Genomic DNA, 15,435 nt, shown 5'->3' with positions numbered 1-15,435 from the left:
ATTATTGTATTTCCAATTTCTAAAGATTGGCGAAAATTCCGGATTTGCCAAATGTAAAAAGTGGAATTCTTTTAATGCAAACTTTCTTAAAATTATTGTTTTATCAGCAATCCGGAAGCCTTAAAAGTCTCGCCAAGAAGCGTAATCAGATACGCGCCTGACTCAAACTTATCGAGATTTACCCGTCGATTTTGATCGCCAGTCGTGAAGTGATATTTCTCTTTCGAAACCACTTTACCATCTAGCGTGCTTATTGTGATTTGCACCTCTTGTGCTTTTTTGATTTCAAACTTCACTTCAGCATAATTTGACGCAGGATTTGGCGCGATAGTAAATTCTTTGATGAAGTCAATATCGTTTATTCCAGTAATGCAGGCCGGATTGTCTTCTTCGAGAAATACGAGATTTGCCAGTGCTGCGCTGCTGCAATCAAAATAGTTTAATTCGAAAGTATAATTACCTGCTTCGGGAACTTCGATTTCAAATATTTCTCCTGAATTTGAGATCGTAACGTCTGAAGAAGGACCCGAGATAAAATTGAGTTCACCGAGTGATGTTGGCCACTGAAGATTATAAGCGAGGTTGCAGATTAAAGAGTCGTTCAGGGTTGTTAGCGTATCCGAAATTTGGATTGTGAGATCTCTGGAAAAATTACAGCCATTTTCATCTGTTACAGTAAAAGTTACTTGTTGTGCTTCGGCGCTTTGCGGGGTTATTTCAACAGATCCTTCATTTACAGATGATATCCAACTATTTGGTTCCCATATTGCAGCAACCAGCTCATTTTGAAAGCCCGAATTGCTTAAGTCTTCGCTAAAACCAAGGCTCCAGTCAAAAATGTAACCGTCGTCAAAATATATATTATCACGGACAGTTAGAATCCACTCACCATTTGCGGGACAGCCAATAAAATTCTCAAAACTCTCTTCGGGAAGATAAGTGCCTGGAGACATAGCATTCCCGTTTTGAAATGTTGAAACTTGAACTGTATTTCCTAATCCAAATTCGTCGCCTAAAGTTCCCCATTCCGCATCATCGCTAAAGCAATAGTCAAAACCCATGCCTGGAATTAAAAAGTCATTCCCATCATTTGCATCTCCAAGATAAGTTCCACCACCTCCAAATCCACCTTCGAACAATCCATCGCCGGCATATGAATTAAAAATATTAATATCAGTCCCATCAGGACAGGTTAGCATCATTTCGAGATCGCCCAAATACGAATGTTCCATGTTTATGCACAATGCAGCCATGTCTGACGCAGAAGAAATGGTTGTTCCTTCAGGGAAACCAGATACTTCAATCGTTGTGGTGTAATTTTCGCCATCACCATCTGGAAGATATATTGCAGTGCCATAAAACTCTGTAATGGAGGTCGCGCCAAAACCGGCTTCGGCACCAACCACCACATCTCCATTCATTCCTCCCTCCACTTCTGACGGTTCATTTAGACAAAAAGGCTGATCAGTATTTACAGAGTAAGTAGGAGTTGGTGAGTTTCGAACCATAAATTTTAAATAAGATTCTGCACCCAAAGTGTCTTGCGAATAAACGGTTACCAAATATCCGCTTCCCTCAGTATAAACATGATTTATGGATGTTAGGCCTTTTTCGCGCTTAAAGGAACGATCGCCGAGTGCCCATTTTATTAAAACGGAATCTGCGTTTTGGTTTTCTAAACCCGGATTTAGAAATACAGGATCTAAAGCCAAATGAATGCTGTCATTGAGACAGGAACGAAGGGCATACATATTTTCATCTTCGTCAAAATACCAGTTTTCAGAAAGCTGGGGTTTAAATTTTGCAGTTGGCAGCGTTTGGAAAGTTTCATTGCAAAGGATGTATAACCCAAAACCATTTCCTGCACTTCCATCCGCGGTTTCAAACTCAACGCGTAGGCTGTCGGTTTCAATGTCTATTAAAAACCCGTTAGGATGAGTCGTAGAATTGTATGCGCCGAGCAAATTGGCAGAACTTTCAAACCCATCGTAAAAACGCAATTCAGAAGCCGAATCAAGATCCCATTCCTGCGGAAAATAGGTGGGGTTGAGAATTGCCGTGTACGATGAAGTGTCGGAAATCAAAACGTTAATGCTCTGAACTGTAGATCCTGAATATGGATTTGCGGTAATCAGAAGGTTTTGGCAAGTTGTGAGTTCAAAAGAATTTGTGGTTTCGATTGGCACGATAATCTGGGCTGAAAGTGCCGAAAAGAAAAGACCAGAAAACAATGAGAGTAGAAGATTTTTCATAAGCTTTTAGATATCATAGGGTGCCGAAGATAATAAATTTTGGTTTTTTTGGGAATTTGCGGGTGGGGCGAAATAAATGACGTGCAAGAGGTGATTTGGAAAGAAGTTGATTGCGAACTTCATTGTTACAACTAACCGCATCGATCTCTGGGTTGACGAACAACATTAGAAAAAAGGAGTAATAAAATGCGGTCGTACTTATCCGTTAAAGAATTTCTTTAAGCTCATTAATTGTAAGAATTCTTGTTTTTTAATGCTCTTGATCACTAATAAGTCGTATCCAGAATAACATTTTTACTTTTCATGTCGAGCTTTTCTCACCAGTTCTACTTCATTAGTAATTTCATCTAGCGAAGGAGCTTCAATAGCTTGATTTCTCAACTTGTTCAACAATTCAGAAAATTCTGATCTATCCGTCTCTTTTTTAATTCTAATTAGTGTCTGTCCATACAGTCCACTATCTACGTTGCACTTGTCTTGAAAACAGTCATTGACAAATGTCAACTCCTTGATTTTCAATCCTACGTGCGCCTTGCTATTGAACTTTATGATCCAGCCACCTGACTCTATTGACAGACTCTAATTAATTCAAGATCTGCAAGGTTTTTAAGTAATCTCTTAACTTTTGGATTTAGAATTTCGATTTTATAAGATTCCATTGCACCTTTTTTATCAAAGATACGAAATTCTAATAATCGATGTTTAAGGAAGATATGTAAGGTTGTTGAATGTAGTGTAATCACTGAACTGTTAATCGCACTTATCTCCAAAATAAACCGAGACTTAGTAAAGAAAACACCACCAATATATACTGCCAGGAATCTGCTAAACTATCCCTATTTTTGGCTACTTTTGCGCTCTTATTTAAAATTGAATGAAGAACATCCGAAATTTTTGCATAATCGCGCACATTGATCACGGTAAGAGTACATTGGCCGACAGGCTGCTGCACTTTACCGGTACCATTTCTGACAGGGAATTGCAGGAGCAAACTCTTGACGATATGGATCTGGAGCGCGAACGCGGAATCACCATTAAAAGCCACGCAATCCAGATGGATTACACGGTGAATGGCGAAAAGTATGTTTTGAATTTGATTGACACCCCCGGCCACGTTGATTTTTCGTACGAAGTTTCTCGTTCTATCGCTGCCTGTGAAGGTGCGTTATTGATCGTTGATGCCACACAGGGTATTCAGGCACAAACCATTTCTAATCTTTATCTGGCTCTTGAGCAAGACCTTGAGATTATTCCCATTTTGAATAAAATGGATTTGGATAGCGCAATGGCCGAAGAGGTTACAGATCAAATTGTAGAGCTTATCGGGTGCAATCCTGAAGATGTAATTCCTGCAAGCGGTAAAACCGGAATGGGAGTTGAAGAAATTTTACAAGCGGTAATAGATCGTATTCCTGCTCCAAAGGGCGATCCGGAAGCTCCTCTGCAAGCCATGATTTTTGATTCGGTTTTTAATTCATTTCGCGGAATAATCGCTTATTTTCGAATCAAGCACGGTACTATTCGCAAAGGCGATGAAGTGAAGTTTGTAAACACCGGCAAGAAATACCATGCCGATGAAATAGGAACGCTGAAACTTACTATGACTCCCAAAAAGGTGCTGTCGGCCGGTGATGTTGGATATATTATTTCGGGAATTAAGCAGGCAAAAGAAGTAAAGGTGGGTGATACCATTACGCTGGTCAGTCGCCCGTGCCAGGATGTTGTTAAAGGATTTGAAGACGTAAAACCAATGGTTTTTGCCGGAATATATCCTGTTGATACCGACGAGTTTGAAGAACTGCGCGGCTCGCTCGAAAAGCTACAGCTCAATGATGCTTCGCTGGTTTACGAACCGGAATCATCGATGGCGCTTGGTTTTGGGTTTCGTTGCGGATTTCTGGGAATGCTCCACATGGAGATTGTTCAGGAACGTCTGGAGCGCGAATTTGATATGACGGTTATTACCACCGTTCCAAACGTTGGTTACCGAGCCATGACTACAAAAGGCGAACTGCTCGTGGTGAATAATCCGAGCGACCTGCCCGATCCGAGTACCCTCGCATCTGTTGAAGAGCCTTTTATTAAGGCCCAGATAATTACGAAATCAGATTTTGTGGGTCAGGTTATGACGCTTTGTATTAACAAACGTGGGGTACTTACAAATCAGGTTTACCTTACAGCTGACAGGGTTGAATTGTCCTTTGAAATTCCGCTTGGCGAAATCGTTTTTGATTTTTACGATAAGCTGAAAACCATTTCAAAAGGCTATGCTTCATTTGATTATCACCCAATAGGTTATAAGGAGAGCAAGCTGGTAAAGCTGGATATTATGCTTAATGGCGATCAGGTAGATGCTTTGTCGGCATTGATTCACCGTGACAATGCCTACGAATTGGGCAAGAGAATCTGTTTAAAATTGCGTGAGCTTATTCCGCGTCAGCAATTCGAAATTGCTATTCAGGCAGGAATTGGTACTAAAATTATTGCCCGCGAAACGGTGCGCGCCTTGCGAAAAGATGTTACCGCTAAGTGCTATGGTGGGGATATTTCGCGGAAGCGTAAACTTCTTGAAAAGCAGAAAAAAGGTAAAAAACGAATGCGCCAGGTTGGAAATGTGGAAGTACCACAAGAAGCTTTTTTGGCGGTACTTCAGTTGGATTGATGCCTTTACTTCGATTTCTTTACTTTCGATTTAAATCCTTTGCAAGAAGTCAAATTTGCACTGAATATGGCATCTAATCGCCGCATATTTTGAGGTGATTAATTAGGTTATTCGCCGCATCAAGGTTATATTTGTTGCAAATTATGCGGCGAATAAAGCTATACATATACGAAAAGACAGATTGGCCCAATTTCAACTGGGATTCCAGCAAGCTTATCATGCCTTTAAGTGAAGTGAGAAATCTTCAGGGAAAGCTACTTGGAAAAATGGAATCTCTCGGGTTTGAATTAAGAAGTGATGCCTTATTGAAAACGTTGACCCTGGATGTTTTAAAATCTACGGAAATAGAAGGTGAATTTTTGAATTCAGATCAGGTACGTTCTTCCATAGCCCGAAAATTGGGAATGGAAATTTCCGGTTCCGTTCCTTCTGATAGGGATGTAGATGGCGTGGTAGAAATGATGCTGGACTCAACTCAAAATTGCTTTGATCCTATGTCGAAAGAACGTTTATTTGATTGGCACGCTGCTCTTTTTCCAACAGGACGAAGCGGTATGATTCCTATAACGGTTGCAGATTGGCGGAAAGATCTAAAAGGCCCGATGCAAGTAGTCTCCGGCGCAATGGGCAAAGAAAAAATTCATTTTGAAGCACCCGATTCGAGCCGCGTTGAAGAAGAGATGAAGGCTTTTCTAAAATGGTTTAATTCTACTCAAAATATTGATTTGGTAATCAAAGCAGCAACAGCTCATTTGTGGTTTGTAACGATTCATCCTTTTGATGATGGAAATGGCCGAATTACCAGAGCGCTTACGGACTTGCTTCTGGCAAGGTCAGATAATACTACGCAACGCTTTTACAGTATGTCAGCGCAAATCAGGAAGGAGCGGAAAAAATATTACGAAATGCTTGAGCTATCTCAAAAAGGGGAATTGGATATTACGACATGGATTGTTTGGTTTTTAAATTGTCTTATAAAGGCATTGAAATCGACAGAATCAGTCTTGAATGATGTTCTGATTAAAGCGCAATTCTGGAACTGTAACGCAAAGACTATACTAAATGAACGTCAAAAGAAAATGATGAATAAACTACTTGACGGATTTGATGGGAAGTTAACATCCTCAAAATGGGCTAAGATTACCAAATGCTCAAAAGATACCGCCTTGAGAGATATTCAGGATTTAATTGAGAAGAAGGTTTTACAGAAGGAAGCTGCCGGTGGTCGAAGTACAAATTATGAATTAGTTGTGGTTTAGATGGTTGGGGATAGACTTTCAACTAATTTCATATCTTCCTGTAACGAATAAGTACCCTCGTGCGTCATACCCATAACCACATTGCAAGCCTATGACCGTAGATGATTACAATAAATGCGTAGATGAACATGCCGACGGCCTGTATCGTTTTATGTTAAAGCATGTTCGCGACACTGAAAAAGCACGCGATCTGGTGCAAGATGCGTTTACGAAAGTGTGGCTAAAAGTAGAAGAAATAGATGGAGCCAAAGCAAAGAGCTACTTATTTTCTACCGGCTATCACACCATGATTGACATGTTTCGACGGGATAAGAAGCAGGGGAGTTTTGATGAAGTAAAGCCGGAGAGAATGGCACATTCAGATCAGTATTCAGACCTGAATGAATTGCTGCATCAGGCACTCGAAACACTGCCCGAAGTACAAAAATCGGTTGTATTGCTGCGAGATTATGAAGGTTATAGCTACGAAGAGATTGGCGAAATATGTTCGCTTACCGAAGCACAAGTGAAGGTTTATATTTTCAGGGCACGCAAGGCGCTAAAAGATTATATAGGAAGTATAGAAGCAATTATCTGATGGAAAGAATAAACATACATAATTACGAAGCGTTTTTTCTGGACTTTGCGGAAGGCAATCTTACAGAAAGTCAGCTTGTGGAATTAAATAATTTCCTGGATGAGAATCCTGATTTGAAATCAGAACTTGAATCTTTTGAAATAGTTGAACTTCCTGATTTGCACAACCAAACCCATGAGTGGACGGCACTAAAAAAACCGAATACCGAAGATTTAAAGAAAGATGTAAAATTGCGTGACGCTTTTTTTCTACGCGCCATTGAGAAGCAACTTACATTCATTGAAAAAGAAATGCTCAATGCATTACTTCAGAATAATCAGCTTAAGAATGAATTTGCACTTTGGGGAAAAGTTATTCTCCTTTCGGGAAATGAACAGCTAAATAAAGACGCGCTTTATCAGTTTGGATTAGATCAAAGCATTTCTGAAAGCAATTTTGATTACTTCCTTATAGCTCTTGGCGAAGGATTGCTAAACACTGAACAAAAGACGGCATTGAAAAAATTTGCACTTGCCCGGCCTAATGGAGTTCGTGAATTGGAAATTGGCAATAGCCTTAAGCTCACAGCTCCAAAAGGTATTTTTTATCCCGATAAGGAAAGCCTTTTTAAAAAGGAAAAAAGTGCGGTTCTCATTTGGTTGTATCGCGCGGCGGCAGTTGCAGCTGTACTTTTACTCGGCGTTTTTATCTGGAATCAATCGCATACTCCATTTGCTGATAAGGCACCAATTGCCCAGGATGAAAAACCTAAAACCATTCAAATTGATAGCGTAGACTCTATAAATAAAGTGGAATCTAAAATTCCGGATAGTTTGCAAAATACACAGGAGACCGAAGAGCCTCCATTGCAGGAATGGGAAGTGCGTGAGCCGGATGAAGTGAACTATGCAGAAACTTCAGAGCCCTCTAAAAAACCTGCCGTTGTAAGAAAAATCAAATTGGAACCTGAGCATATTGAACCACAGGAAACAGATTATCTCGCAGCAACCATAGAAGAGCCTGCTTTGACGAAAGAGCCTATAATTATTGAAGAGAATCACATTCAGACAAGCACGGAACAGATGAGTAAGACAAAAACCTTTAATAGTGTTCCCAAATATGCCGAAGATCTGATGGCTCAAAAGCTCAATATTCCCGATAGCGAAAAAGACGAAATGGCGATGGTACTCGCTAAGCGTATCACATCAAAAGCAAGTGAATTGCTAGATGCGGAATATACCACTGAATCGGCCGGAAGCTCTGGAGACAAATCACTTACATACACTTTGAGAATCGGAAATTTTAAAGTGCAGCGCACAAAATCTAAATAGTGCTGTAACTTATAAAACAGGGTGTCCGTCATATTATCAGAACAAACAAACACAACAATTATGAAAACTTTTGCAACCATAATTTTACTCTGCATCGGCCTGGCATCATTTGCTCAGGAACCTGAGACAAATGATTCACTAAAGACTGGAAAAAAAGCCGTATTGATCATGAAAGACGGCCGGCTAGAGGCTGGTGTGAGTTCTGACAATACCTTTAATCCCGACTCTACCAAAGGAGATACAACCCGTATTGAGCTTAAAAATGCATCGATCACCATTATCAGTAAAAACAAATCATCTGATAGCGATTGGGAAGATGGCGATGATGGTGAAGACAGCAATGAGAGCAAAAAGTACGAGCTTACCTGGTGGAATGGAATTGATATTGGTGTAAACGGAATCTTGAGCGGAAACCACGATTTTAATTTGTCCGGCAGTACCGAATTTCTTGAGCCCAATTACGGAAAATCACGTTATATCTCATTTAATATGGGACAGGTAAAAGGAAGGATTGTAAGCGATTATGTTGGTTTTACAATGGGGCTGACCTTTCAAATCTACAATTACAAATACAGTGGCGAAAATGAGTTTGCCTTTGCAGGCGACAGCTTATTTAGTGTCCCTTCCGGGGATAAAAACATCACAAAAAATAAACTTCGTGCTTCGTATATCGGCATACCTGCTATGCTCGAATTTAATACATCTCTCGATCCCAAAAAATCTTTTCACGTAAGTGCGGGGGTGATTGGTAAAATAAAAATTGAAAACATGTACAAGCAGAAGTACAATTTAAATGGCAATGATAATAAAGCCAGCATTAAAGGCGATTTGGGTTTCAATAGATGGGGTGCAGATGCCTTGGTGCGTGTAGGTTACGGAAGGTTTACACTTTTTACTCAAGTGGGATTACTACCACTATTTGACAACGATAATACAGATGACGTATATAGCTTCGCGGCAGGTTTATTTATAAAAATTTAGACTTGCTTTTTTGCAACACAGAAGAAAAGCGCCTAACGAGGCGCTTTTTTTATGGGAGCAATCCAGTTCTATTTACTTCTGATTAATAATATTTTCCAAATGTTTGGGTTTCTTCCATGATTTCCAAAAACCAAAAACCAAAAACCAAAAACTAATCACTAAAAACGAATCAATCCTTATTTTCTACCACTTTAGGTACTTTAAAATAAAATGAATCGTGGTTAGGTCCGTTTTTAAGCGCCTGTGCCTGGCTGAGTTCTTCGGTTATTTTATCTGCCCTATATACGTTCGTTTCCGGATTGATGTGAATCAATGGTTCCAACCCATCCGTATTTATTTCGGTGAGTTGCTCAAAAAATGAAAGCATGCGAGCCATGTCTTTCTTAATAGCCTCTTTTTCGTCGGCTTTAAACTCCAGTTTTGATAAACTTGCCAGTTTGTCTATTAATTTATCATCAACTTCCATGGTACAAATCTAAGCAAAGAAGGTGATGATTAGATGAAAAAATGAGGATATCTATTTAGAAATTGAAACCACAATCTGGTCAAACCAGAATTAAATTCTTAAGAGTTGATTTTTTTCTCATTAACCGCAAAGTGCGCAGAGATTATACGCGAAGGCCGCAGAGAGTGCCGATACATAATAAATACTTTGGGCGACGGGTTTTAAATATCATACTAAAACTTGTTTAATAAGTTTAAGTGCGTAACTCAAAAAAAGATATTTTGTAAGATCGAAATCGAATTTCGGATTAACTACCAACAAATCAAACTATAACTTGTTACTTCTCTAAAACCTAAAACACTTGTATCATGCCATTTATTGAAACAAATCACACCGAAAAAGGAGAAAAAACAAAATTGTTTTACCAGGATTATGGAATTGGTCAGCCAATCATTTTAATTCATGGATGGCCGCTTAGTCACATGACCTGGGAGCGTCAAATTCCTGCGTTAATAGATGCGGGTTATAGATGCATTTCTTATGATAGACGCGGTTTCGGTCAATCGTCAAAACCTTGGTCATCTTATGATTATAGCTCGCTTGCAAGCGATTTAAACGATTTAATCCTCACGCTAAATTTAAACGACGTAGTACTTTGCGGATTTTCTATGGGTGGAGGAGAAGTAGTGCGCTACTTTACCGATTTCGGAAGTAAGAAAATTTCGAAGGCAATTCTTATTTCTTCAATTATTCCACTGGTGGCCAAGAAAGCCGATAATCCGGATGGAGTTCCCGAAAAGGATCTAAATGGGATTATGGAAAATCTCCAGACGGACTACCCCGGCTTTGCGAAGGAATTTGGAAAAAATTATTTTAATGCCAGCGAAAATAAGGATACTGTCTCACAGGGAATGCTTGATTTTACCTGGGGTCTTGCGATGCAGGCTTCAAAACACGCCACGGTAGAAAGCGCTAAATCGTGGGCAGGCACTGATTTCAGACCAGAACTTGCAAATGTTGATGTGCCCACATTAATCGTCCACGGAAAGTCTGATAACATTGTGCCGATTAAAACATCTGCAGATCAGGCAGCCAAAGGAATTAAAAACAATCGATATGAAAAGTTTGATGATGCTCCCCACGGATTGTACGTCACTCATACCGACAAGCTCAACAAGATTTTGATTGAATTTTTGAAAAGCTAATTCGCTTTGAATTGAAAATTAAAACGGTGGTCTATTCGATCACCTTTTTTTTTAAGGAAAAATCTCTTTCACTCCATTAGAATACCAGTTTTACTTATTAAAATCATGCGTCTTTTCTAAAGCTGACTTAGCTAAAGATTGTGACAACTTTGATAGATTTGAAGAATTTTGAGATTCTCGGCATTTTGAACGGGAGAGAAAAATGATAAGAAAACTTACTTGAATTCTGAATACTGATATTTTTACAAGATATTCGTTTCCCGAACAGAGAACTATGCCGTTTTCATTTTTTTCAGATACCCAAGTTTTACCGCTCTATCCGGCTGTAGTAATTTTACTTTTATCGGTTATTCTTTTTCATTCAAATAAGAATAGAGCTGCCATAATTACCTTGTTTTTGGGAATATTGGTGATGGGCTTTTTTATGGCAAATCTCGATCCATTTCTGGTATTATGGGATGAACAATACCATGCACTCGTCGCAAAGAATTTGGCCGTAAATCCTTTAAAACCGGTTTTATACAGAGATCCTGTTTTGCCGTATTATTTTGCCGACTGGACAAAGAATTATATTTGGCTTCACAAGCAACCCTTATTTTTGTGGCAAATGGCATTAAGCATAAAGTTGTTTGGTGCCAATGAGCTTGCGGTAAGAATTCCGAGTATTTTATTGCATGCGCTTACTTCAGTCGCGATTTATAGAATTGGTGAGCTCTCCATAAACAGAAGAACTGGATTTTATGGCGCGCTCTTTTTTGGATTGGCATACTACCAGCTGGAACATGTAGCCGGAAGGTTTACGACAGATCACAACGATGTCGCTTTTCTATTTTATGTAACAGCCAGTTTTTGGGCTTGGTTTGAATACCAGCGGTCTAAAAAAGGTGTTTGTCTGATTTTGATTGGAATCTTTTCGGGTGGCGCTGTATTGATAAAATGGCTTGTGGGTTTAATAATTTATGCCGTTTGGTTTTTCACCATTGGGGTAAGTAATAGAAGTAATTGGCTTTCGCCGAATGCGTATAAACCAATCTTAAAAAGCGCGGTAATTTCTCTTGCCGTATTTCTGCCCTGGCAAATATTCGTTCACTATAAATATCCGGTTGAAGCAGCGTTTGAAATGAATCTCAATACAGATCATTTCTTTAATGTTGTAGAAAGTCACGGCGGTGACATCTGGTTTCATTTCAGAGCGATTTATGATATTTATGGTTCCGGCGATTTAATACCTTTTTTGATTGTAGGTGGATTAATTCTTCTATTGATAAAAACAAAAGAGGCGACTCATCGGATTGCTTTTATCTCTTTTACACTCATAGTTTATGGATTTTATTCTTTGGCGGCGACCAAAATGACCTCATTTACAATTTTGGTTTCACCAATTATTTATCTCGGCTTTGGAACGCTGATTAACAGCTTGTTTACATGGCTTGATGCACTTACCAAAAAGGCACGAATAGTTTCAATTTTGAGAATATGTGCTGTAATTGGATTTGGGTTTATGTGTCTTAATTTGAGCAAAATTGAAAAGAATCACTCTATGAAAAAACCACTTGATAATTTTGGACGGGAAAGGGAGTTAGCTCAAATCGAATTCTATAATGCTGCAAAAAACCTGTTGGGAAATCAAAACTATATTGTTTTCAATGCTGACGTTGGCGTGAATGGAAATATTGCATTTATGTTTTACACCGATTATACAGCTTATGGACGCATACCTACTCAATCTGAAATTGATGAAGTGAAGAGTAAACATTATAAAATTGCGATAAGAGATGATGGAAGTTTACCTGATTATATTATCGCTGATACTACCGTTGTAAAAATTCCCGGTGCTAACAGTTGGTAACTAACTCCATCAGAATTCCCTAACTTCGCGCACTCTAAATCCATACAATGGCACGCATTCTTACAGGAATTCAAAGTACTGGCACTCCACATTTGGGCAATATTTTAGGCGCAATTATCCCGGCTATAAAAATGTCTGATGAAGGCAACAATGAGGCGTTTTTATTTATTGCGAATATGCATGCGCTTACAGCCATAAAAGACCCTGCAATAATTAGAAAAAATGTTTTGGGTGTAGCTGCCGCTTGGCTGGCTTTTGGTTTTGATACTGATAAGCACACCTTTTACCGCCAAAGCGATATTCCTGAAGTTACTGAATTAACCTGGTACCTGAGCTGTTTTACGCCCTATCCAATGCTTGCAAATGCGCATAGCTTTAAAGATAAAAGCGACCGGCTTTCTGATGTTAATGCCGGACTTTTTACGTATCCCGTATTAATGGCATCGGACATTTTGCTTTACAGCGCCAATTTTGTGCCCGTGGGAAAAGACCAACTCCAACACCTTGAAATGACCCGCGATATCGCCAGCGCTTTCAACCACCAGATGGGCGAAACCTTTGTAATTCCAGAGGCGCAGGTGCAGGAAAATACGATGTATGTTCCAGGTACTGATGGTCAAAAAATGAGTAAATCATACGGCAACTTCATCAATATTTTTGAAGCAGATAAGCCTTTGCGCAAAACGATAATGAAGATTATTACAGACAGTAAGGGGGTAGATGAATCAAAAGATCCTGATAGCTGCAATGTGTTTAATATTTACAAATTAATTGCTGCGCCAGATCAAACGGCTGATATGCGTGAGAAATATATCAAGGGTGGATATGGCTACGGAGCAGCTAAGCAGGAGCTTTTTGATGTTATTGTACAGCGGTTTGCAAAAGAGCGCGAAGCCTTTAATTCATTAATGCAAAATCCTGAAATAATTGAAGAAAAACTTCTTGCCGGCGCTGAAAAAGCCCGCGTGATAGCACGTGAGCTTCTGGAAAGAACAAGAGAAAAATTGGGATACTAACTATTATATTCCTGAAAACTCGGCTACATAGCGGCGAAGTTTTGCTTTTTTACGCTCCGCTTGCTCGGGTAAGTTTTCCTCATACGTATCTGTTTTAGCAGTTTTGGGTTTTCTACCTGCTTTTGCTGCGCGGTGTTTGTAAAATTCTTGGCTTGTAACCCATTCCAAATTTGAAAAATGGTTGTTTTCGCGATCGTAATCCTTGTGTAAAACAAACACATCGTTCTCATCATCGGCGGGAACGAAGAACTCTGCTACCAATCGGTGTAGATAAATGGTCTCTCTTGATCCATTTCGTGTGGTAAACGAAATGTACTTATATCCACCGATGTTTTTGGGTGAAAAAGGCGTTTCGGCTCCGATTCCTTTTTTAATTTTAACCACATTGCCTAAGTTGCTCAACTTAAAATGGTGGAGTAAAGGCTCTCCATTCAGTTCAGTCATTAAAACCCATTTTTCTTCTACTTTCTGCTTTGCCATTTTCTAAATGATTATTCTGTAACTAATTATAAATTTGGGTTAAGGAATTATTTATTATGACAATATTATACTTATTTTGTTTAAAATTGTTCGCTATTCTGTATAGCGTTGGCTGTATTTCTTATAGAGTCTTTCCTGACGTGTTTCAAGATTTATAAGGCGTCCGTTTAAATAGAGACCGGCAATTTTTGCTGTTCTCATATCAAATATATCTCCGGTTGTTAATACGAAGTTGGCCTCTTTTCCAGTTTCAATACTTCCAGTTCTTTCACCTATTCCCAGTATTTCTGCTGGGTGCAGAGTAGCAGCCGTTAGAGCGGTATTTGGGTTTAGCCCGTAGCCAATAGCGGTTCCTATATTAAAGGTCAAATTTCGGTTTTGCATGGTTTCCATACTTCCATCCATGGTAAAGCAGAATTTTACACCGGCGGCTGCCAGTTTTGTAGGTAATGTATATGAAGCATCCAAGGCATCTTCGGCCAGTTGGGGCAAACTATTCACGCGCTGGAGCAAAATACTTATCTCGTTTTCGTTTAGCAAATCAGCCGCCATCCATGAGTCGTATCCACCTATTATGGAGAGTTTTTTGATATTGTACTTCCGCTTAAAGGCTACAATTTCCCGTATTTCCTTAATAAAATCGGCAGAAATATACAGACGTTTGCTTCCGTCAAAAATGCCTCGCATAGCCTCCATTCTCAGGTCACGCTCTACGGGGATTGTGTTTTTAGAATAAGCTTCCGATTTAACGAAAAACGCTTCGATTGCAGCGAGGTTCTTTACGTAGTTTTCATCGGGCTCATATCCCTGTGGGTCATCATCATCGCCTTTTATTTTAAACATTTTAGGCCAGTCCATTACGATGCCTTCATCGCTTTTATAGGCTGCATCTTCCCAGTTATCTCCTTGTAGTTTTATTACAGATGAGCTTCCTTTTATGGTGCCGCCTCTGGGTGCAATTTGGGCAAATAGGATACCGTTTGCAAGAATGGTTTCTCCTATTTCGCTTTCAGCATTATAGGCAGAAATGGCTCTTACATTGGGATTCATATCACCGGTTTCTCTAAAATCGCGGGTGGCACGTACAGCATCAATTTCGGTGAGACCAATTGTGGTATTCATGGCAATAAAACCGGGATAGAGATTCATCCCGCTCTTTGAAATCACCTCCAGATAGTTTTTTGTTACGGCAGAATTTGTTGCCCCAACATAATCTATCAGTCCATTTTTAACCCCAACCGCACCATTTTCAATGATGGTTCCGGTACCGGTAAAAATGTGCAATTCGGTTAATAAAAAGCTGGTTTCATTCTTTTGACCATGGCTCAAAAGCGAAGCCATTATCAAAATTAAAAAGGAAATTATAAATTTTATATTTTTCATTTTGTGGGATGTCTAA

Annotated in this window: 12 protein-coding genes; 8 read left to right on the top strand and 4 right to left on the bottom strand. The window is 39.4% G+C overall.

What is annotated here, in order from left to right; all coding sequences use genetic code 11:
• Positions 1-92: 92 nt before the first annotated feature.
• Positions 93-2,252, bottom strand: coding sequence for a T9SS type A sorting domain-containing protein (locus G3O08_RS11470; RefSeq protein ID WP_163285514.1), 2,160 nt, complete (start codon positions 2,250-2,252; stop codon positions 93-95).
• 874 nt (positions 2,253-3,126) lie between these two features.
• Between G3O08_RS11470 and lepA the strand changes: the two genes are divergently transcribed.
• The 5 genes from lepA to G3O08_RS11445 all read left to right on the top strand — a co-directional run bounded on the left by lepA (position 3,127) and on the right by G3O08_RS11445 (position 9,041).
• Complete coding sequence (gene lepA / locus G3O08_RS11465) at positions 3,127-4,914, top strand: translation elongation factor 4 (protein ID WP_163285513.1); 1,788 nt, start codon at positions 3,127-3,129, stop codon at positions 4,912-4,914.
• A 143-nt stretch (positions 4,915-5,057) separates the two neighbouring features.
• Positions 5,058-6,173: a Fic family protein gene (locus G3O08_RS11460; RefSeq protein WP_204336857.1), complete on the top strand. Its 1,116-nt coding sequence runs from the start codon at positions 5,058-5,060 to the stop codon at positions 6,171-6,173.
• A gap of 91 nt (positions 6,174-6,264) precedes the next feature.
• A complete protein-coding gene (locus tag G3O08_RS11455) occupies positions 6,265-6,750 on the top strand; it encodes an RNA polymerase sigma factor (protein WP_163285512.1) in 486 nt (161 codons plus the stop codon).
• Positions 6,750-8,060 (top strand): hypothetical protein, encoded by a 1,311-nt coding sequence (locus G3O08_RS11450; RefSeq protein ID WP_163285511.1) that lies wholly within the window; start codon positions 6,750-6,752, stop codon positions 8,058-8,060. Before G3O08_RS11455 ends, G3O08_RS11450 begins: the two co-directional genes overlap by 1 nt.
• A 60-nt stretch (positions 8,061-8,120) precedes the next feature.
• Positions 8,121-9,041 carry an outer membrane beta-barrel protein gene (locus tag G3O08_RS11445; protein WP_163285510.1) on the top strand — a complete coding sequence of 307 codons (921 nt, stop codon included), beginning with the start codon at positions 8,121-8,123 and terminating at the stop codon, positions 9,039-9,041.
• 169 nt (positions 9,042-9,210) lie between these two features.
• On the opposite strand, the gene gatC is transcribed toward G3O08_RS11445, so the two are convergent.
• Positions 9,211-9,507 carry an Asp-tRNA(Asn)/Glu-tRNA(Gln) amidotransferase subunit GatC gene (gene gatC, locus G3O08_RS11440; RefSeq protein ID WP_163285509.1) on the bottom strand — a complete coding sequence of 99 codons (297 nt, stop codon included), beginning with the start codon at positions 9,505-9,507 and terminating at the stop codon, positions 9,211-9,213.
• A 347-nt stretch (positions 9,508-9,854) separates the two neighbouring features.
• Here gatC and G3O08_RS11435 point away from each other — a divergent pair, with 347 nt between their 5' ends.
• From G3O08_RS11435 to trpS, 3 genes are all read left to right on the top strand, one after another.
• On the top strand, positions 9,855-10,691 hold the full coding sequence (locus G3O08_RS11435; RefSeq protein WP_163285508.1) for an alpha/beta fold hydrolase: 837 nt from the start codon (positions 9,855-9,857) through the stop codon (positions 10,689-10,691).
• Positions 10,692-10,965: 274 nt separating this feature from the next.
• A complete protein-coding gene (locus G3O08_RS11430) occupies positions 10,966-12,540 on the top strand; it encodes an ArnT family glycosyltransferase (RefSeq protein ID WP_163285507.1) in 1,575 nt (524 codons plus the stop codon).
• 47 nt (positions 12,541-12,587) lie between these two features.
• Entirely contained in the window at positions 12,588-13,556 is a 969-nt protein-coding gene (gene trpS / locus G3O08_RS11425) for a tryptophan--tRNA ligase (protein ID WP_163285506.1), read from the top strand.
• Between the two features lie 3 nt (positions 13,557-13,559).
• Here trpS and G3O08_RS11420 read toward each other — a convergent pair whose 3' ends face one another.
• Complete coding sequence (locus tag G3O08_RS11420) at positions 13,560-14,036, bottom strand: HNH endonuclease (protein ID WP_163285505.1); 477 nt, start codon at positions 14,034-14,036, stop codon at positions 13,560-13,562.
• Positions 14,037-14,129: 93 nt separating this feature from the next.
• Positions 14,130-15,419, bottom strand: coding sequence for an amidohydrolase family protein (locus G3O08_RS11415; protein ID WP_163285504.1), 1,290 nt, complete (start codon positions 15,417-15,419; stop codon positions 14,130-14,132).
• Positions 15,420-15,435: the final 16 nt, after the last annotated feature.

It is taken from the genome of Cryomorpha ignava (assembly GCF_010686655.1).
In the GTDB taxonomy this organism is placed as follows: Bacteria; Bacteroidota; Bacteroidia; order Flavobacteriales_D; family Cryomorphaceae; genus Cryomorpha; species Cryomorpha ignava.
Note: the sequence above shows the minus strand (reverse complement) of the source record. Positions and strands in the feature narration are given on the sequence as shown.